Genomic DNA, 19,533 nt, shown 5'->3' on the forward strand with positions numbered 1-19,533 from the left:
TATATATGGCACAAGGCGGGCACGGGATAAAACACCACGAAACGGCATATCGTATTAGAATGAAACATTGATATTGTCTCTGAAATGGGGTGATCAGTTATGCGTAAGATTTTCTGTTACCTGGTGTTATCCAGTGCCTTGATGATGGCTTCACATAGCTGGGCCCAGCAAACCTGGCGCTGCCCGGGCAATGTCTATACCAACGATTCAACGGAAGCCCAAAAAATCGGGGATTGTAAGCCGCTGAACAGCGATACGGTGACGGTGATTCCCGGACCGGAGCCTTCCCAGACCCAGAATGGGAGTTCCAATGCTGATGCGGATGCGGAACGCCAGCAGAATGCAGGTCAAGAAGATGCACTGAAGAGCCAGATGCGCGCAGCGCTGGAAGCGCAACTGGAGCAGAAAAGGCAAGAGCTGGATAAGCTGCAGGCGGAGTATAACAATGGTGAGCCTCAGCGTATGGGGCCAGAATTCCGCAATTATCAGCTTTATCTGAACCGGGTCGAGCGTTTAAAGAATGAGATCACCCAAAAACAGCAGGAAATGCAGCAGATTCAGGAGCAGTTGTCCACGCTCTGATTGAGGGGGCGCTTTTAGAAAAAGCGCCATTGGGCACAGCAACGAGAATGCGGGAAGTGTGCACATTTTGGCACCGATTTATCCCTGTGGTTTTGATGAATCAGCTTACAATGAAAGTCTATTGTTGACATAACATCTTTTCCGACATGAAAAAAGTTTTTATTTTGGGCGTTATTTGCCTTGCTATTCAAGCCGGTTCTGTCAGTTGGGCGCAAAGCAGGGCTTGGCGCTGCCCCGGAAACTATTACACCAACAGTTCTGAGGAGGCGCGCAAGATTGGCGGCTGCACCCAGTTGGACGATAGCAAGATTACCATCATCAATCAGGGTGGCAGCAGCGGTGGCGCCAGCAGGCCGTCCACCGGGGGTGGCTCTACCGGGACTTCTTCTGGTGGTGCATTGCGGGTGGATTCATCAAGCAACACGTCAACAACTCCAGCACCCAGGCTGGTGACGCCGGGCGAGCAGCAAAGCCGTGATGGTGATGCACGCCGGCTGCTGGAACTGGAGTTGAGTAACAAACAAAATGAGCTGGCGATGCTGCAGCGTGAATATAACGATGGCAAGCCAGAGCGTTTGCTCAGCGAGGCGCAGGATGATACGCAATACCAGAACCGGGTGGAGCGTTTGAGCAGAGAGATTGAGAGCAAGGTGGCAGATATCAATGCCATTCAAAATGAGCTGAATCGCCTGAGATAATTTAAATCAATTGACGCGGCTGCAAAATGCAGATGGTTTGGTAGCCGCGATTTTCGCAGCACTATGCCACCACCTTACGACTGTTTCGATTTGCTGGCAACGATGGTGATGGTCATTCAACCGGATGGCAACGTGCTGCATGTCAATGCCGCATTTGAAGATGCCTACGGGCTTTCGGCCCGTGTTATGCCGCAGCTTAACGTGACTGATTTGCTGCACGATACGACTTTGCAGCAGGTGTTGCAGGCGGTGGCACAAAACAAGGTCAGCAGCAGCCAGTTTGAAGATGAGTTGAAACGGCCTTTGGGGCAGTCAAACCTTCCGGTTCAGGTGATCATCGGACATTCGGGGCATGAAAACGAGCTGGTTGTGGAGATGCTGGCCATTGAGCAGCAGACCCGTTTGGAGCGTGAGGCCAGGCTGCTGGAGCAGTCTCAAGTTAATAAAGAGCTGATCCGCAATCTGGCGCATGAAATTAAAAATCCGCTTGGCGGTATCCGTGGTGCAGCCCAGTTGCTGCAAATGGAGATGAATTCGCGTGAATTGATCGAATATACGCGGGTGATTATTCACGAGGCTGACCGTTTGCAGGCACTGGTTGATCGCTTGCTGGAGCCGCACCGTAAAGCCCAGGTGCTGGAGGCGGTAAATGTCCATGAGGTTTGCGAGCGGGTTTGTGCGCTGATTCTGGCTGAGTTTCCGAACGGGCTGAAAATTGTGCGCGATTATGACATTTCAATTCCTGAATTGCAGGCGGATAAGTCGCAGTTGATTCAGGCGGTGCTGAATATTGCCCACAATGCGGCACAGGCATTGTCTGAGAAAATAGAGGCAGGTGATGCGGTCATGGAATTCCGCACCCGTGTGGCGCGCCAGGTGACTTATGACAAGCGTCGCCATAAGCTGGCATTAGAATTGCATATCATTGATAACGGTCCAGGCATTCCAGACGACATCCGCGACCGGATCTTCTATCCACTTGTTTCCGGTAGGGATGGCGGATCTGGTTTAGGATTGACACTGGCGCAGACATTTATTCAGCAGCACCAAGGCTTTATTGAATGTCATAGCGTTCCTGGACAGACTGACTTTACGATTTATATTCCGTTATCAACCTGAAATAGAGTTTGTGCTTTGAAGCTGCAGAGGTGCCGTGGATTGTGACCGGCAGCCTGTTATCAGCGGCAACAGGCGCAGCTTCTCAGGGCATGTGAGATACGCCATGAAACCGATCTGGATAGTTGACGACGACCAATCAATCCGCTTTGTGCTGGAGAAGGCGCTGGCGCGGGAGAGTTTTCCTACCCGCAGCTTTGTCAATATCCGGGATGCGTTGCAGGCGCTGGAAGCCGCAGCAGCGCCCGAGATACCGCAGGTGCTGGTGAGCGATATCCGGATGCCGGGCGGATCGGGGATTGATCTGCTATCGACGATTAAAAAACGCTATCCTGAAATTCCGGTCATTATCATGACAGCATATTCTGACCTGGACAGCGCGGTTGCCGCTTTTCAGGGCGGCGCGTTTGAGTATCTTTCCAAACCGTTTGACCTGATGACCGTGGTGGAGCTGATACGCCGGGCCATGAATGAAAATCAGGAAACCGCAGCCAAGGATGGTGAAAACAACGCTGAGCCTGGAACGGAAATCATCGGGCAGGCGCCAGCCATGCAGGATGTGTTTCGTGCCATTGGCCGTTTGAGTCAAAGCCATGTCACGGTGCTGATTACCGGGGAGTCGGGGGCAGGCAAGGAGCTGGTGGCACAGGCGCTGCATAAACACAGCCCAAGAGCGAACGGGCCTTTTATCGCCATTAACACGGCAGCCATTCCGAAAGATTTGCTCGAAAGTGAGTTGTTCGGACATGAGCGGGGTGCGTTTACCGGTGCGCAAAACCTGCATCGGGGGCGCTTTGAGCAGGCTGAGGGCGGTACTTTGTTTCTGGACGAAATCGGGGATATGCCATTTGATTTGCAGACCCGTTTATTGCGTGTGCTGTCTGATGGTAATTTTTACCGTGTGGGTGGTCATATTGCCATCAAGGCCAATGTGCGTGTCATTGCGGCAACGCACCAGAATCTGGAGGACCGGGTTAAACAGGGATTGTTCCGGGAGGATTTGTTTCACCGTCTGAACGTGATCCGTCTGCGTCTGCCCAGCCTGAGTGAACGGCGTGAAGATATTCCGCTGCTGGCCAAACATTTTCTAAAGAACAGTGTGAAGCAGCTGGGTGGGGAGGTTAAAAAAATATCGGATGATGCGCTGCAGGTGTTATCCCGCTTTTCCTATCCCGGTAACGTCCGTCAGTTGGAGAATATCTGTCATTGGCTGACCGTCATGGCGCCTGCGCAGGTGATTCAGGTGGGGGATCTGCCTGCTGAGGTGCTGCAGGAGGTGCTGGGCGAGGCAGCGCCTGTGTCTTCTTCTTCCATTGTCAATGGCAAAGCGGGGTTTTCGCATATTTCGCATGTGGATGAAAATCATACGTCTGAACCGGTTGCCGGCTTGGCTCCACCTGTCAGGGAAAAGCCGGGGTATGATCAGCACATGTTACGGCCCGATTTGCACCAAAATGGTGCGATGTGGGAATCCTTGTTGGAGGCAGAGATTTTGAAAATGCTGGCAGCCGGAACGCCCAATGTGTGGGATGAGCTCACCAAGCGTGTTGAGACCTGTCTGATTAATTCTGCGCTCCACGTGACGCGTGGCCGGCGGATTGAAGCTGCCCAAAAACTGGGGATTGGCCGCAATACCATCACACGCAAAATCCAGGATTTGCATCTGGATGATTGAAAGTGCTGCCGGCGCCAATACGACCAGCGCAGTTTGAATTGTCAGTATGATCAGCGGTTGAGGTTTTTCAGTGCTTCAACTTCCCAGCCGCGCATGGCCATGACAATGGTGTAACCCTTACGGTCCCGCTCTGGCAGTTTATGATCGGCCTGATGCTGCTGGGCAAAGTCACGTGCCACTTTCCGCAGCCGCTCCAGCAGGGCCGGGGCCGCTGTCGGGCTGATGCTGCCAAACACAAGCGTGATGAGTTCGTCTTCCCGGGCGAAGTTACCTGAAAAATAATCCAGCAGGGCATGGTCGCGGAAAAAGTTCATCACCGGGCCGTTAGGCTGCCAGCGAAATGTTTTGCCCAGTTTGAGCCGGTAGCGGTTTTGCGGCCTGAGTTCAATGATGCCAAGGCGGTCCAGTTGGGCAAAATATTTGACGCATTCGGGTTCGGAAATCCGGTAGCGTGACACGATCTGCTCAAACGTCCATTGACTCAAAACGCAAATGGCTGCTACCAGCAGTTTTTTGTCTGAGACCACTGCTTTTTCCTGCTCCGGCGTCAACTGGGAGAGTTCCGGCTGGGCTTCGGCAATGCGCCGGGCCAGATCGGCGAAATCAACCTGCAAGACCTTGCAGATGTCATCAATGCGCGATAGTGTCATGTCTCCTTTGCTGAACATGCGTTTGACGCTGGATTCTGCCATTCCGAGCATTTGGGCCAGTTGCGCATAGGTGACCTGAGCGGATTTGAGCTCCTGTTTCAGTGCCGTGATCAGTTCGTGCGTGGTACTCATGGGTATTATTTGCTGATACTAAAAGTAGCATTTTCTGCTATTTTGAAGAAAAAGGAATACTCAATTAATCCTATAGGATAAAACTGGCGTCATTCTTCATTTTATTTGACGCATTTTTACCATGAATACCAAATCAGTTTCCCATCAGCCAGTTGCATCTTCTCTGAATTTTACGGCCAGAGAGTGGGGTCTACTGCTGCTTGCCGGTGTTTTGTGTGTGCTTGCTGTTGCAGGCCCGCATATCACGCAATATGAGCATTATCATGCATTTGCCGATCAGCGGACCATGTTGGGTATTCCATGTGCGCTGGATGTTTTGTCTAACGTGCCATTTGCTTTGATGGGGCTGATCGGTTTGGTGGTATTGCGGCGGTCTGTGCTGGGGTATGAAGCCTCTGTATTCAAGAATATGAGCAGCCTGTTTTTTTACGGCCTGATCATAACCAGTGTATGTTCTTCCGCTTATCATTTACATGCGGAAAATCATTCTTTGTGGTTGGATCGCATGGGGATGTCGGTTGCTTTTGCTGGCATTTTAGGTATGGCGGTATGTAACCGCGTCAGCGAGCGCGCAGCCCAAGTGACGGCTTATACTGTTTTGATTGCAGCGCCCATGTGTTTATGGAACTGGCAGGCAACCGGCAACCTGCTGCCATGGAGCGTTTTACAGGGAGGCGGTATGCTGATCGTTCTGACGCTGGCATGTCTGGCACCTGTCGATGGACAGCAGCGTATGCCTTTGGTTGCCGTGATTGTGTGGTATGCCGTCGCCAAATTACTGGAGCTTGGTGACGCGCAGGTTTATGCCTGGAGTGGTGAGCTGGTTTCGGGGCACAGTCTCAAGCACGTTGCAGCAGCAATGGCTGCCTGGCCGGTAATTGCGATGTTTTGCCGGATGAAGGCCGTATGCAAAGCATCAGCGGGCTTGTCTTGACCTTAATAACGACTTAATAACGACGTCGAAGAACCAGGCGGTCATGCGTGCGGTTCATGTCAAAGCGGTTGAGAAAGGAGTTCCCCAGCAGAATATAGGGCATGGGGACTTCCGATATGGTGGCTTCGACGTCAAAGACTTCAACATCCTGAATACGCACCGAATTGAGCCGGACCTGATAGCCACGCACCATGCCATTGGCGGTGCTCATGGCAACCGGTCTACCGCCTTCCAGGCTGATGCCTAGCCGGTTGGCCTCGTCACTGCCCATGGCAATACTGGTTGCGCCGGTGTCCAGCATGAAGTTGGTCTGTTTGCTGTTGATGTAGCCTGTTGTATAGTAATGTCCGCCACGGCCGGCCGTGAGCACAATTTCCTGTACTGTAGGGATGCTGCCTCCTGAAGAGGATTCCAGGTGGATGGGGGTTTGCCCAATGCGCAAGGTCAGCCGCCGTGTACCGTTGTTGTCAGCCGTGGGTACCTGAAAAGTAGCCTGGTTGCCCTGCATGGACAGAAGCTTGATGCCTTGGTATTCCTGCCCGACAGCCATGGTGCGGGGCGCTTCATTGTTGATTACCACCAGTGCTTTTCCACCCAATGAGCCTGCCAGTGCTATTGACGGGCCTGATTGTGCAGCGGCACGTGCCTGGTTTGCGCTTTGTGCGTAGCTGTTTGGCGGTGCCAAGAGTATGGCGCTGATGAGCACCAAAGAGGCTGATAGCAGTGTGATTTTGAGCATACGATGATGAAGGCAGATCAAACTGAAATATGTGTTGTGATGTTTCATTATAGATGAGCCTAATAAATGTCATTTGAACAATTGAGTCACAAGCGCCGGCGCAAAATCAAGCGTTCACGCGTGCGCTGTATGTCAAAATGGTTCAGAAACGAGTTGCCTAACAGAAGGTAAGGTTTGTCGACATATCCTTCACTGACATTTGCTGTGACATCCAAAATTTCCACCCCCTGGATGATGACTGAACGCAACTGCACGTTGTAAGCGCTGATGACGCCATTGGCTGTGCTCATTTGGACAGGGCGCCCACTTTTATAGTCAATCCCAAGCCGTTCGGCATCTGCATATCCCATGGAAATATAGGACGCGCCGGTGTCCACCATGAAATTAAATTGTCTGTCATTGATATAGCCAGTTGTGAAATAATGTCCGCCCCGGCCTGCAGGTAGGATAATTTCCTGTACCACAGGGGTTGCGCCGCCTTGCGACGATGCGAGATGAATGGGTGTTTGCCCAATGCGCAATGTGACCTGTCGGGTGCCCTGATCTGAGGTGGGGACCAAAAAGGTGGCACGCTCGCCCTGTAGGGATAAAAGTTTGATGCCCTGGTATTCCTGGCCGACAGCCATGGTCCGGGGCGCTTCATTGTTGATCACCACCAGCGCTTTTCCACCCAAAGAGCCTGCCAGGGCAATTGAAGCGGCCAGTGTGGTGCGGAGCGGCTGGTCAGTGGTTTGTGCGTTGCTGTATGCAGGTATCAGAGGGATTGACCCGATCATGACGAAAGAGGCTGTCAGTACCATGGTTTTGAGCATATGGTGATAATGCGCAATTGGACTGACATATTTTTTTTGTAAGGCAGTCTGGTTCGTCATAAAGTCAAATGAGTTGCTGAATGATGAATGGCGGTTGACGAAAAGCCGGGCAGAATTGCCATTAGATGTTCAGTTCTTATTTTAATGTAATCAGGGGCGAAAAATCATCGCATGTATATGTTATTCATCGGCTTTTAAAAAATCAGTGGTTGGATACTTTTCGGCAGATAAGCAAATTGAACTCCAGATGCTAGATTTTAGTTGAGATATGTGGGGCAACAGCTTGTGTTATATAAGGCAAACAGCGAAAAAAGTGTATTCCCTTTAAAATCAGCCCTGTCAATGATGTGTTGAGTGAAATCGGGTGGATTCACCGTATCCTGCTGTTGTTGTTAAGCAAGATGATGTACTTGGGGTATTGCTGAAAAAACCGTTAAGATTGAACAAATTGCTGCGGCCAGGGTCATTGCTGGTATCTGGCCGTTCATAAATGGTTTTCTGGCTATGGAGGAATAAAAGTCGTGTATCGCCGTCAATTTTTTGCCTGGTCTGCTGCGGCCACAACCGGGGTGCTGGCATCCTGGCCTACACAAGCTCAACTGAATGTGGATGTAACAGGAGTGGGGCTGACTGAAATTCCCGTGATGATTGTTCCCTTTAGAGGCGAGCAGTTGCTGGATGTGGCTGTTTCAGCGGTTGTCCGCTCCGATCTGAAACGCTCCGGCATGTTTCACATGATGTCTGTGGATGTGACCATGGACGAAAACACCCAGGTCAATTATTCTGAATGGAAGCAACTGGGTGCGGATGCCTTGGTGGGTGGCAGTGTCAGCCAGTTGGCTGATGGGCGCTACGAAATTCGGGTGCGCTTGTGGGATATTGCCACGGGCCGTGAACTGGCTTATCAGGTATACACTGTGGCAGGTGCCGATCTGCGTTTGGCGGCGCACCATATTGCAGACCTGATTTTTGAAAAGCTGACCGGGCACAAGGGCGCTTTCGCTTCCCGGATTGCTTATGTTACCCAGAGTGGTTCGCGCTACAGCCTGCTGATTGCCGATTCGGACGGGGAACGCGCCAAAGTGGCGTTGAACAGCAATGAGGCGATTATTTCTCCTGCTTGGTCGCCTGATGGCACGCAGTTGGCGTATGTGTCATTTGAACTGCAAAAACCGGTGATTTATGTGCACAACCTGTCTACAGGCCAGCGTCAGGCAGTTGCCAATTTCAAGGGTTCCAACAGCGCACCGGCCTGGTCTCCCCAGGGTGGACAACTGGCGGCTGTGTTGACTTTGTCCGGCCTGTCGCAGATTTATCTGCTGAGCAGTGGCGGAGGTACGCCCAAGCGGCTGACCAATTCTTATGGAATTGATACACAGCCCAAGTTTTCTCCGGATGGTAAATATATTTATTTTGTCAGTGACCGTGGCGGTAGCCCGCAGATTTACCGCATGCCGGCAGCCGGAGGCAGTGCAGAGCGCGTGACATTCAAGACCAGTTACAGCGTGGACCCGGCTTTGAGCCCGGATGGGAAGTGGCTGGCTTACATCAGCCGTGAAAGTGGCGGTTTCCGCCTGCAGTTAATGAGCCTGCAGACCGGTGCGACCCAGAATTTGACCGATACGGCGGGAGACTCCAACCCGAGTTTTGCGCCTAATTCGCTGATGATCATGTATGCAACCCGCATTGGGGGCAGGGATGCGCTGATGACGACCACATTGGATGGCCGGGTGAAGACCCGCTTGTCCAGCAACAATGCCAATGTGAAGGAACCGGTCTGGGGACCTTATCTGCGCTGAGTGTTTGATTTTGTTGGGAGTTTCAATCCGGATATGGGGTGTTTGTTGCCTGTATCCGGACGTTGTGTGAGTAGAGATATATCTATATTTAATTTTTATTTTCAGGAGTTTCAAAATGTCCAAAAAACTATGGTTTTCTGCAATTGCCACTGCGGTGGCTTTGGTCGGGTGTGGTGGCGGTGTTGATCTGAATCAGTATTCGGATGACGGCATCAACGGCAGTTCGGGCAATTCAGGGGTAACCACGGTCGATACGGGCAGTGTCGGCTCACATGCCGGCCCCAGTTCAGAAGTGTCGCGCGTTGTTTATTTTGATTATGACAGCTATGTGGTGCAGGATGGTTACCGCTCTGTGATTACTGCCAATGCGCAGTACCTGCGTGCCAATCCGGCTGCCAGAGTTGTTCTGGAGGGTAATACCGACGAACGTGGCAGCACCGAGTACAATCTGGCACTGGGCCAAAAGCGTGCAGAAGCTGTACGTCAGGCGCTGTTGTTACTGGGCGTTTCTGAAATGCAGATGGAAGCCGTCAGCTATGGTAAAGAACGTCCGGCAGTGATGGGATCCGGTGAAGAAGCATGGTCGAAAAACCGGCGCGTTGACTTCTCCTATCGCTGATCATCAGATATAAGGAAGGATGAACGCCGTGCACACCACTTTTTCTTTACGTTTACGGATCTGTCTGGTACTGGCCTTGATGCTGGGGCCTTTGGGTGCTGCACAGGCATTCAGCGATGACGAGGCCCGTAAGGCCATTCTGGAGTTGCGTCAGCGCATGGATACCCAGCGTGCAACATCGGAAAACCAGGCCAACAGTATTCTTGCGCTTTCCAGCCAGATACAGGAATTGCGCAGTGAGATTGCTGTATTGCGTGGACGTATTGAAGAACTGGAGCGCTCGGCGCGCACGCAGTCAGAACAGACCCAGCCGCGCGATGTGGCTGTGGATGGTAAATCGTTTACTGCACAGCCGCAGGAAATCAGCGATTATGAAGCCGGTATGGAAAAACTGCGGCAGGCTGATTATGCCGGTGCAGTCACGCTGTTCCAAAGCTTTATTCTGCGCTGGCCCAAGAGCGGTTATCTGGACTCGGTGAATTTCTGGCTGGGCAATGCGCAATATGGCACCAAGCAGTATGCCGATGCGGTGAAGTCGTTTACCGCACTGGTGGATGCGTCTCCTAACCATGTCCGCACACCTGATGCGCTGCTGGCCATTGCCAACTGCCAGGTTGAGCTGAAAAACACCCGTGCGGCACGTGCGGCACTGGAGCGTTTGGTGCAGAGTTATCCTCAGACCGAGGCGGCGAACGAAGCCAGAAAACGGCTGGCGCAAATCCGTTGATGTTTTGCCCTGATGTGCATGCACCTGTTGTATGGTGCATGCCTGACATTTAAATTGACCAAAGCTGTGGATCAAGAGCGACGTTTTGGCGGACTCTCTCGCCTTTATTCAACCGAAGGGGCTGCCCGTATCCGCGCGGCACACGTTGCAGTGGTCGGTGTGGGCGGGGTAGGCTCCTGGGCGGCAGAAGCGCTGGTGCGAAGTGGCATTGGCGCCATTACGCTGATTGATTTTGATCAGGTGGCCGAGTCTAATATCAATCGCCAGATTCATGCATTGGATGCGACTGTGGGCATGGCCAAGGTACATGCCTTGCAGCAACGCTTTGCACAGATTAATCCGGATTGTGTTATCCATGCGGTGGAAGAGTTTGTTGAACCGGCTTCTGCTTCTGATGACAACAGCAACTGGCCGGTGATTTTACCGGCTCCTGTGGATGCCATTATCGATGCCTGTGATCAGGTCAGAGCCAAAGCATTGCTGGCGTCGTGGGCTGCGCAGCACAGGCTGCACTTTATCAGCGTGGGTGCGGCAGGCGGAAAAGAATTGGCACAGTTTGTCGAAGTGGGTGATCTGGCCGATGTGACACATGATCCGCTGCTGGCACAGATGCGTTACCGTTTGCGCAGAGAATATGGCTTTGCGCGTAAAGGCCGGATGAAGGTCTGCTGCGTATTCTCACGTGAAAATGTGAAGCAGCCTGATGCAGCCTGCCAGACAGAGAGCGGTGCTGTGGATGGTTCGCTGAACTGCCATGGTTATGGCTCCGTGGTGGCGGTAACCGCAACCTTTGGTATGGTGGCTGCTGGTCAGATTCTGCATGATCTGGCACATGGGCACTGAAGCCCCATTTTTGAATAAACGCGTATAAGGTTTTAGCCTGCCAGCGAAATGCGTTGTAGCTTCTGGCCTGCCTGCCAGCGCAATACTTGGGCACGTGGGTTGGTTTCGTTATCCAAATCCCAGTCGGTCAGCACAATACGCTGTTTCCCATCGGGTAGTGAGTGATCTGCCGGACGATGTGTATGGCCATGAATCATTAAAGAGGTTTGTGCCGTATCAAGCCAGCGTTTGACTTCATCGGTGTTCACATCCATGATGCTTGGGCGGTTGCTTTTTTTAGTGGCTTCGCTTTTGTGGCGTATTTTTTGGGCAGCAGCCATTCTGGTTTTCAATGGCAGCAGCAGCGCCACACGCTGGAAAATACGGTTGTGTACGACGCGGCGGTATTTCTGGTAGTTCACATCGTCAATGCACAATAGGTCCCCATGTGTCAGGATAGCGTTTTGCCCCTGCCAGCGCAGCAGGGTGGGGTCTGCAAGTTTTTGCATATGTGCCAGGCTGGCAGCATAGCTACTGAGCGCAAAATCCCGGTTGCCATGCATGAAATAAATGTGCCTGCCATGTGCTGCTTGGGCAATGACAGTCATGCACTGGCGCTCAAAATCGCCTGACGGGTAGGGTGCTTTCAGTATGTCGTCACCGACCCAGGTTTCAAACAGGTCACCCAGCATGAAAATGGCATCTGCCGGGCTGTCCTGCATGTAATGCCGCCAGGCCGCAAAGGTATGCGGATGGCTGGCATCCAGGTGCATGTCTGCAATGAAATCCAGCGTCTGGTATGACGCTGGGAGTTCAAGCTGGCGAAAAGACAGATGCTTTGACACTGTGGGGGGAAATGTGTAAAGAATCAGCCACCGATGACGGTTGCTTTTTCAATCACAACATCTTCTACCGGCACATCTTGGTGAAAGCCATGGTTGCCAGTGCGTACGCCTTTGATGGCATCAACCACATCGGTGCCGGAAATGACTTTGCCAAAGACCGCATAGCCCCAGCCTTGTGCGGTTGGGCTGGTGTGGTTGAGGAAGTCATTGTCAGCCACGTTGATGAAAAACTGGGCTGATGCGGAGTGCGGGTCAGAGGTACGTGCCATAGCAATGGTGTATTTGTCATTTTTCAGGCCGTTTTGAGCTTCATTCTGAATGGGCTTCTGTGTGTTCTTTTCTTTCATGCCTGCACCAAAGCCGCCGCCCTGGATCATGAAGCCATTGATGACCCGGTGAAAAACCGTACCATCATAATGGCCGGACTTCACATAACTCAGAAAGTTTTCAGTGGTTACTGGTGCTTTTTCAGCATTTAGTTCCAGACGAATGGTGCCCTTATTGGTTTGAAGTTCGACTTGCGGGTTGCTCATACTCATGATCCTTGTTTCAATGAATAAATGGGTAAATGGAAAATTTTACTCTTGAGTTACTGTGGCTTTTTCAATGACCACGGCTGTAACCGGCACATTCTGGTGCGGGCCGACTGACTGGGTTTGCACAGCGCGGATTTTGTCAGCCACGTCCATACCTGATACCACGCGACCAAAAACGGCGTAGCCATAGCCATCAGGATTGGGCGCATCCAGATTGGGGTTGTCTTTGACATTGATGAAAAACTGGGCCGTTGCTGAGTTTGGATTGGAGGTACGGGCCATTGCGACGGTACCACGAGTATTGCGCAGCTGAGGCGAGGTTTCCAGTTGAATCGGGGAGCGGGTCGGTTTGGGTCGCATGTCAGGGGTCATGCCGCCGCCCTGGATCATAAAATTGCTGATGACCCGGTGAAAAACGGTGCCATCATAAAAGCCTTCGCGCACGTATTGCAGAAAATTGGCTGCTGTGACAGGGGCATTTTGTGTGTCAATTTCAAGCACGATATTGCCCAGACTTGTTTTCAGGGTTACCTGCGGTAATGACTGGGCATAAGCGGCCGTTGTCAGTGTTGTTGCGCAAACGGCACCCAGGGTGCCCATGACCAGCATCTGGCGGCGAGTTGTCATATGGAGTTCCTTGCTTGGTTCAAACGGAAGGCAATCTGTATAAACTGGATAAAGAGAAGCTGAATTCGCAGAAATATGAGCATATTCTCAGTGAGCCGTTTATACTAATACACCTTTCTGATGAGAAAGCATTGTAGTGGCTTGCATGTAAAGGTGCATGGTTTTTCCGAATTGCCATACCCGGCTTACCTTATGCAGCACCCGATTCGCAATGCAACCAATGTATCGTTTCTTAAAGAGTTGAATGCTTTGGGCAGATGTTTGAGATAACTGTCTACAAATTAATTCAGTAAAAATACAGATATTCATTTCATGGCGCTCCATATTTTTAATACCATGGGACGGCAGTTGGAGCCGTTTACACCACAAGATGATAATCATGTTCGCATGTATGTCTGCGGGATGACGGTTTACGATCTGTGTCATCTTGGGCATGCACGTGTCATGGTGGTGTTTGATATCATTCAGCGCTGGCTGAAAGCGTGTGGCTACCAGGTGACTTATGTACGCAATATCACGGATATTGATGACAAGATCATCAAACGTGCGCTGGAAAATGGCGAGTCTATCAGATCATTGACGGACCGCATGATTGCGGCATTGCATGAAGACGCAGACCGGCTTTTCATTGAACGCCCGACACATGAGCCGCGTGCAACAGAGTATGTGCCGCAAATGCTGGATATCATCGAACGCCTGCAGGCAAAAGGGCTGGCATACCAGGCGGATGGGGGAGATATGGATTATTCCGTCCGCAAATTTCCCGCATACGGCAAATTGTCTGGTAAATCCATTGATGAGTTGCGTGCCGGCGAAAGGGTTGCAGTGCTGGACGGCAAGCAGGACCCGCTGGATTTTGTGTTGTGGAAAAGTGCCAAAGCCAATGAACCGGATGAGGCCAAGTGGCCGTCGGCTTACGGGCTGGGCCGGCCGGGCTGGCACATTGAGTGCTCGGCGATGAGCCACGCACTGCTTGGCGAGTCGTTTGATATCCATGGCGGCGGGGCTGATTTGCAGTTCCCACACCATGAAAATGAAATAGCCCAAAGTGAAGGCGCATTTGGCAAAACCATGGCACGGTTTTGGATTCACAACGGGTTTGTGCGTGTCGACAATGAAAAAATGAGCAAATCACTGGGTAATTTTTTTACCATTCGTGAAGTGCTTGAACGTTATGACCCGGAAACTGTACGGTTCTTTATCATTCGCGCGCATTACCGCAGTCCATTAAATTACAGCGATACACATCTGGACGATGCGCATGCAGCGTTGCTGCGTTTATATACCGCGCTGGATCTGGTGAGCCCTGAAGGTGTGCAGCCCGATATGCAGCACCCGCTGGCTGAGCGCTTTGCTGCCGCCATGAATGATGACTTTAATACCCCGGAGGCGATTGCCGTGCTGTTTGAGCTGGCTGCCGAGGTGAACCGCAGCCAGTCACGTGAGCTGGCCGCATTGCTGCGGCAACTGGGTGGTATATTGGGCTTGCTGCAGCGTCAACCACAGGATTTTATGCATGCTGGCAGTACCGCAGAAGACGAGGCCTGGATCAATACAATGATTGAAGAACGTGCTGCAGCTAAAAAAGCGAAGGATTTTGCCCGTGCGGATGCCATACGCGCAGAGCTGGCTGACAAAGGTATTGAACTTAAGGACAGTGCTGCCGGAACAACCTGGCAGAAAAAGAGCTGAGCCCCGGAACCTGTGATGACCCCTGTAAAAAAGAAAACGCATCAGGTTATCTTACCCGACTATTGGGTTGAGGCCTGTGCACATCTGTCCAAACGGGATCGTATCATGCGCCGTTTGATTGCACAGTACCCTGAAGGGTGTCTGGAGTCCAGAGGCAATGCATTTGTCACGCTGGCGCGTTCGATCGTTGGGCAGCAAATTTCGGTCAAGGCAGCTCAATCTGTCTGGGACAGGTTCGTGCAGTTGATCCCGATGGATCAGTGGCGTTTGAAGCCGGAAAGCGTGTTATCCTTATCGGTTGAGCAGATGCGTTCAGCAGGACTGTCTACCCGTAAAGTAGAATACATACGTGATTTGGCGGCCCATTTTGCCGACGGTAAAATCCGCCCTGCAGAATGGCAGCAGATGGACGATGAGGCCATTATTGCCGAGTTGGTTGCTGTGCGCGGCATTGGTCGCTGGACGGCTGAGATGTTTCTGATATTTCACATGTTCAGGCCCGATGTGTTTCCACTGGATGATGTCGGTTTAATTAAAGGAATCAGTCAAGTTTATTTTTCGGGAGAGCCCGTCTCCAGAGCCGAAGCCAGAGAGCTTGGCGAGGCCTGGACCCCTTATAGGACAGTGGCGACCTGGTATATCTGGCGCAGTCTGGATCCACTACCGGTAGCTTATTAAACGGACCGACCACAAAGTGCGCTAAAATGCCATGTGCGTTGAGGAGAAGCAGCGTTGAGTAACAAAAGAAATTTTCTCGATTTTGAGCAGCCCATTGCAGAGCTCGAAAGCAAAATAGAAGAATTGCGGCATGTGCAAAACGAATCGGCCGTTGATATTTCTGAAGAAATACGACGGTTAACGAAAAAAAGCCAGCAATTAACCAAAGACATTTATGCCAAACTGACGCCCTGGCAGATCAACAAAGTTGCCCGCCATCCTGACCGTCCGTACACGATGGACTATGTCCGTGCCATGTTCACTGATTTTCAGGAGCTGCATGGCGACCGCCATTACGCCGATGACCAGTCTATTGTGGGCGGTTTGGCCCGCTTTAATGGGTATGCGTGTATGGTGATCGGGCATCAAAAAGGCCGCGATACCAAAGAGCGCACCAAACGTAATTTTGGTATGAGTAAGCCTGAAGGGTATCGTAAAGCGCTTCGCTTGATGAAGACTGCAGAAAAATTCGGCCTGCCTGTATTCACCTTTGTTGATACGCCTGGGGCTTATCCGGGAATTGGCGCAGAGGAAAGAGGGCAGAGTGAAGCGATCGGGCGCAATATTTATGAAATGGCCCAGCTTGAAGTGCCCATCATCACAACCATTATTGGCGAAGGCGGGTCTGGCGGCGCTTTGGCTATCAGCGTATGTGATCAACTGCTGATGTTACAGTATTCTGTCTATTCCGTTATTTCACCAGAAGGTTGTGCTTCCATTCTGTGGAAGACGGCAGACAATGCACCGCAGGCGGCTGAAGCCCTGGGCATTACCGCCGCACGGCTGAAGCCTTTGGGCATTGTCGATAAAATCGTTCATGAACCTTCTGGCGGTGCGCATCGCGATTCACAGGCAATGGCAGAGGCATTGAAGCAGGAGTTGGCGGAGGCTTTGCGCCAACTTCAAGACCTGAAGGTTGAGGACTTGCTGGCCAAACGGTATGAACGCCTGATGAGTTATGGGCGTTTCAAGGATGCCGGTAAAAAATAATCCGCTATTTGCCGCCATTCCGGCAGGACCAGCCGATACAGCGCTGTCCTGCTTTTTGACTGAAAATAAAAAACAATTTTCTGATGTTGGCAGCATTGCTGTTGCCTACAGCGGCGGAGCAGATTCAACGGCGCTATTGCTGGCTGCTGCGCGACACTGGCCTGACAAAGTGATTGCTCTGCATGTGCACCATGGGTTGCAGGATGCTGCAGATGCGTTTTGGCAGCATTGCCAGCAGCAATGCGAGGCGTGGCATATTCCGTTATTTGAACAACATGTGGATGCGCGTCATTTGCCTGGTGAAAGCCCCGAAGATGCGGCACGTGTTCACCGCTATTGTGCGCTGGCCGATATGGCACATCAGCAACATGTGGACTGTGTTCTGCTGGCTCAACATGCAGATGACCAGGTGGAAACGCTGATACTGGCGCTGTCGCGTGGTGCCGGGTTGCCCGGACTTGCCTGTATGCCGGCGGTATTCGAGCGGCATGGTGTGTGTTTTGCCCGCCCTTTATTGTCTGTGGGAGGTGAGGCTTTACGCAACTGGCTCAGTGAGCAAAACATTATCTGGACGGAAGACCCTACCAACCAGGACAGGCGCTATATCCGCAACCGCATTCGGCTCGATGTGCTTCCTGCCATAGCAAAGGCATTTCCGGAATACCGGCAAACGTTTGCACGCAGTGCCACCCATGCGGCGCATGCACAAGCCCTTTTAAGTGAACTGGCAGAACAGGATTTGCAGATGACAGGCAATCCGCCCGACATCAAAGCTTTACAAAACCTTCCAACTGCGAGACAGGCTAATGCGCTGCGCTATTGGCTGAAACTATTTCACCATACAGCAGCCAGCACCAGGCAGCTTGAGGAACTGCTCAGGCAAATTGCTGCTTGCCAAACGCGCGGGCACAGCATTCATCTCAAGATCGGCCATGGTGTGGTTGTACGGAATAACGCTGTTTTGCAATACCGGCCGCAATGAGAAGGCTCGCTCAGCCCGGTTGTTGTAAGTATCCTGCATTGTTCTAGTGTTTTAACCTGTCTTGTGTAAATAAATGTTTACACGTGCTTGAGGCCTATTAAAATAAACTGTTCTGCGCTCATGTTTTGAGTGCATGTGGTCTCAATATTGTAGGTTTATCGACAATGGCTTTAATTGTTCATAAATATGGCGGAACCTCCATGGGTTCGGTTGAACGCATCAGCAATGTTGCCAAACGCGTAGCCAAATGGGCGCGTGCAGGGCACAAAATGGTGGTGGTTCCATCGGCCATGAGTGGAGAAACCAACCGTCTGCTGGGGTTGGCCAATGAGCTAACGCCAGAAGTTCCCAATGAGCGTGTCTTGCGCGAGATGGATGCTATTGCGGCAACAGGCGAGCAGGTGTCTGTGGGATTGTTATCGCTTGCATTGCAAGCGGAGGGCATGGATGCAGTCAGCTATGCCGGCTGGCAGGTGCCTGTTTATACGGATAACGCCTATACCAAAGCACGTATTCTCAGTATTGATGGCACCAAGGTATTGAAAGACCTGGATGCAGGGCGTGTGGTCATCATCACGGGTTTTCAGGGGATAGATCCCCAAGGCAATGTCACCACGCTGGGGCGGGGGGGCTCTGATACATCTGCCGTTGCTGTGGCTGCAGCGCTTAAAGCCGATGAGTGCCTGATTTTTACCGATGTGGATGGTATTTATACAACGGATCCGCGCATTGTTCCCGAAGCCAGGCGCTTGAATAGCATCAGCTTTGAAGAAATACTGGAAATGGCGAGCCTGGGTTCCAAGGTATTGCAGATTCGCTCTGTGGAATTTGCCGGCAAATACCATGTACCTACGCGCGTTCTCTCCAGCTTTACGCCTTGGGACATTGACATCAACGAAGAAGCCAACTCAGGCACCTTGATTACTTTTGAGGAAGATGAAAATATGATGGAACAAGCAGTCATTTCCGGAATTGCTTTCAGCCGCAATGAAGCCAAAGTTTCTGTGCTGGGCGTGCCTGACAAGCCCGGTATTGCGTACCAGATTCTGGGTGCGGTGGCTGCGGCCAATATTGAGGTGGATGTCATTATCCAGAATACCTCCAAGGAAGGGTTTACCGATTTCAGCTTTACCGTGCAGCGCGGTGATTATGCCCACACAATGGAAGTGCTGAAAGATCAGGTTGTGCCTCACTTGGGCCAAGGTGTATCTTTGGAGGGGGATACTAAAATCTGTAAAGTATCCATCGTTGGTATCGGCATGCGCAGCCATGTGGGGGTTGCCAGTGATATGTTCCGCGCCTTGAGCGAAGAAGGTATCAATATTCAGATGATTTCTACCAGCGAAATTAAAACCTCTGTGGTGCTTGACGAAAAGTACATGGAACTGGCTGTCCGAGCTCTGCATAAGGCCTTTAACTTGGAAGAAGTCAAAAAATAGGGCATAATAGCCAATCTTTACGGAGACGTGGCCGAGAGGTTGAAGGTACTCCCCTGCTAAGGGAGCATGTGGTGATGAGCTGCATCGAGGGTTCGAATCCCTCCGTCTCCGCCAAAATATGAGCCTAGTTAATTAATTTAACTAGGCTTTTTTATTTTGAAATGTATATGCCCATATTTATACCCATGATTAAGCTTTGGATTTGATGAGCATGTGAAGAAAGTCATTAACTGCGAAGACCTCATCCTGGATATTTGGTGATTAGAACGTCGAATTTTTCTGTTCTAATCCTAATCGCACTCTGGTGGATAAAAAATTCCGCCAGGGGATGGATACGGAGGCGGGATTAAAGATGAATCACGTATTAAGCATAGGAGCTGAGCAAAGCGTAGTAAAGTAA

General features: G+C 51.5%; 20 protein-coding genes and 1 tRNA gene. 15 read left to right on the plus strand and 6 right to left on the minus strand.

Annotation, left to right across the window (positions count from 1 at the left end; translation table 11 throughout):
* Positions 1–99 precede the first annotated feature (99 nt).
* The 4 genes from AACY98_RS07835 (at position 100) to ntrC (ending at position 4,071) form a co-directional block, all read left to right on the plus strand.
* A complete protein-coding gene (locus AACY98_RS07835; RefSeq protein WP_339803686.1) occupies positions 100–582 on the plus strand; it encodes a hypothetical protein in 483 nt (160 codons plus the stop codon).
* A gap of 146 nt (positions 583–728) precedes the next feature.
* On the plus strand, positions 729–1,280 hold the full coding sequence (locus tag AACY98_RS07840) for a hypothetical protein (RefSeq protein ID WP_339803687.1): 552 nt from the start codon (positions 729–731) through the stop codon (positions 1,278–1,280).
* Positions 1,281–1,343: 63 nt separating this feature from the next.
* Positions 1,344–2,399: a nitrogen regulation protein NR(II) gene (gene glnL / locus AACY98_RS07845; protein ID WP_126977502.1), complete on the plus strand. Its 1,056-nt coding sequence runs from the start codon at positions 1,344–1,346 to the stop codon at positions 2,397–2,399.
* A 103-nt stretch (positions 2,400–2,502) separates the two neighbouring features.
* A complete protein-coding gene (gene ntrC, locus AACY98_RS07850) occupies positions 2,503–4,071 on the plus strand; it encodes a nitrogen regulation protein NR(I) (RefSeq protein ID WP_339803692.1) in 1,569 nt (522 codons plus the stop codon).
* Between the two features lie 50 nt (positions 4,072–4,121).
* Here ntrC and AACY98_RS07855 read toward each other — a convergent pair whose 3' ends face one another.
* Complete coding sequence (locus AACY98_RS07855) at positions 4,122–4,853, minus strand: helix-turn-helix domain-containing protein (RefSeq protein ID WP_339803695.1); 732 nt, start codon at positions 4,851–4,853, stop codon at positions 4,122–4,124.
* 121 nt (positions 4,854–4,974) lie between these two features.
* On the opposite strand from AACY98_RS07855, the gene AACY98_RS07860 reads away from it, so the two are divergent.
* Complete coding sequence (locus AACY98_RS07860; protein ID WP_339803698.1) at positions 4,975–5,787, plus strand: hypothetical protein; 813 nt, start codon at positions 4,975–4,977, stop codon at positions 5,785–5,787.
* Between the two features lie 13 nt (positions 5,788–5,800).
* Here AACY98_RS07860 and AACY98_RS07865 read toward each other — a convergent pair whose 3' ends face one another.
* Entirely contained in the window at positions 5,801–6,526 is a 726-nt protein-coding gene (locus AACY98_RS07865) for a retropepsin-like aspartic protease family protein (protein WP_339803701.1), read from the minus strand.
* Positions 6,527–6,612: 86 nt separating this feature from the next.
* The gene (locus AACY98_RS07870; RefSeq protein WP_339803703.1) at positions 6,613–7,398 is read right to left on the minus strand and encodes a retropepsin-like aspartic protease family protein; all 786 of its coding nucleotides are present in this window, start codon (positions 7,396–7,398) and stop codon (positions 6,613–6,615) included.
* A gap of 461 nt (positions 7,399–7,859) precedes the next feature.
* On the opposite strand from AACY98_RS07870, the gene tolB reads away from it, so the two are divergent.
* The 4 genes from tolB (at position 7,860) to AACY98_RS07890 (ending at position 11,326) form a co-directional block, all read left to right on the plus strand.
* Positions 7,860–9,137 carry a Tol-Pal system beta propeller repeat protein TolB gene (tolB, locus tag AACY98_RS07875; RefSeq protein ID WP_339803705.1) on the plus strand — a complete coding sequence of 426 codons (1,278 nt, stop codon included), beginning with the start codon at positions 7,860–7,862 and terminating at the stop codon, positions 9,135–9,137.
* 115 nt (positions 9,138–9,252) lie between these two features.
* On the plus strand, positions 9,253–9,756 hold the full coding sequence (pal, locus tag AACY98_RS07880; RefSeq protein ID WP_339803707.1) for a peptidoglycan-associated lipoprotein Pal: 504 nt from the start codon (positions 9,253–9,255) through the stop codon (positions 9,754–9,756).
* A gap of 28 nt (positions 9,757–9,784) precedes the next feature.
* Positions 9,785–10,483: a tol-pal system protein YbgF gene (gene ybgF, locus AACY98_RS07885; RefSeq protein ID WP_339803710.1), complete on the plus strand. Its 699-nt coding sequence runs from the start codon at positions 9,785–9,787 to the stop codon at positions 10,481–10,483.
* Positions 10,484–10,501: 18 nt separating this feature from the next.
* On the plus strand, positions 10,502–11,326 hold the full coding sequence (locus AACY98_RS07890) for a tRNA threonylcarbamoyladenosine dehydratase (RefSeq protein ID WP_339803713.1): 825 nt from the start codon (positions 10,502–10,504) through the stop codon (positions 11,324–11,326).
* A 32-nt stretch (positions 11,327–11,358) separates the two neighbouring features.
* On the opposite strand, the gene AACY98_RS07895 is transcribed toward AACY98_RS07890, so the two are convergent.
* The 3 genes from AACY98_RS07895 to AACY98_RS07905 are packed head-to-tail and all read right to left on the minus strand — an operon-like array spanning position 11,359 to position 13,313.
* A complete protein-coding gene (locus AACY98_RS07895; RefSeq protein ID WP_339803716.1) occupies positions 11,359–12,150 on the minus strand; it encodes a UDP-2,3-diacylglucosamine diphosphatase in 792 nt (263 codons plus the stop codon).
* Positions 12,151–12,173: 23 nt separating this feature from the next.
* Positions 12,174–12,683 (minus strand): peptidylprolyl isomerase, encoded by a 510-nt coding sequence (locus AACY98_RS07900; protein ID WP_339803719.1) that lies wholly within the window; start codon positions 12,681–12,683, stop codon positions 12,174–12,176.
* A 45-nt stretch (positions 12,684–12,728) separates the two neighbouring features.
* Complete coding sequence (locus AACY98_RS07905) at positions 12,729–13,313, minus strand: peptidylprolyl isomerase (RefSeq protein WP_423817547.1); 585 nt, start codon at positions 13,311–13,313, stop codon at positions 12,729–12,731.
* Positions 13,314–13,625: 312 nt separating this feature from the next.
* On the opposite strand from AACY98_RS07905, the gene cysS reads away from it, so the two are divergent.
* The 6 genes from cysS to AACY98_RS07935 all read left to right on the plus strand — a co-directional run bounded on the left by cysS (position 13,626) and on the right by AACY98_RS07935 (position 19,247).
* The gene (gene cysS / locus AACY98_RS07910) at positions 13,626–15,005 is read left to right on the plus strand and encodes a cysteine--tRNA ligase (protein WP_339803722.1); all 1,380 of its coding nucleotides are present in this window, start codon (positions 13,626–13,628) and stop codon (positions 15,003–15,005) included.
* Positions 15,006–15,020: 15 nt separating this feature from the next.
* Positions 15,021–15,683 carry a DNA-3-methyladenine glycosylase family protein gene (locus AACY98_RS07915; RefSeq protein ID WP_339803725.1) on the plus strand — a complete coding sequence of 221 codons (663 nt, stop codon included), beginning with the start codon at positions 15,021–15,023 and terminating at the stop codon, positions 15,681–15,683.
* A 54-nt stretch (positions 15,684–15,737) separates the two neighbouring features.
* The gene (locus tag AACY98_RS07920; protein WP_339803727.1) at positions 15,738–16,712 is read left to right on the plus strand and encodes an acetyl-CoA carboxylase carboxyltransferase subunit alpha; all 975 of its coding nucleotides are present in this window, start codon (positions 15,738–15,740) and stop codon (positions 16,710–16,712) included.
* Complete coding sequence (tilS, locus tag AACY98_RS07925; protein ID WP_339803730.1) at positions 16,696–17,694, plus strand: tRNA lysidine(34) synthetase TilS; 999 nt, start codon at positions 16,696–16,698, stop codon at positions 17,692–17,694. The genes AACY98_RS07920 and tilS overlap by 17 nt, the downstream gene beginning before the upstream one ends.
* A 164-nt stretch (positions 17,695–17,858) precedes the next feature.
* Entirely contained in the window at positions 17,859–19,133 is a 1,275-nt protein-coding gene (locus AACY98_RS07930) for an aspartate kinase (protein WP_126977534.1), read from the plus strand.
* Positions 19,134–19,154: 21 nt separating this feature from the next.
* Positions 19,155–19,247, plus strand: a tRNA-Ser gene (locus AACY98_RS07935).
* Positions 19,248–19,533: the final 286 nt, after the last annotated feature.

Source organism: Saezia sanguinis (assembly GCF_963921665.1).
GTDB classification, from domain to species: domain Bacteria; phylum Pseudomonadota; class Gammaproteobacteria; order Burkholderiales; family Burkholderiaceae_C; genus Saezia; species Saezia sanguinis.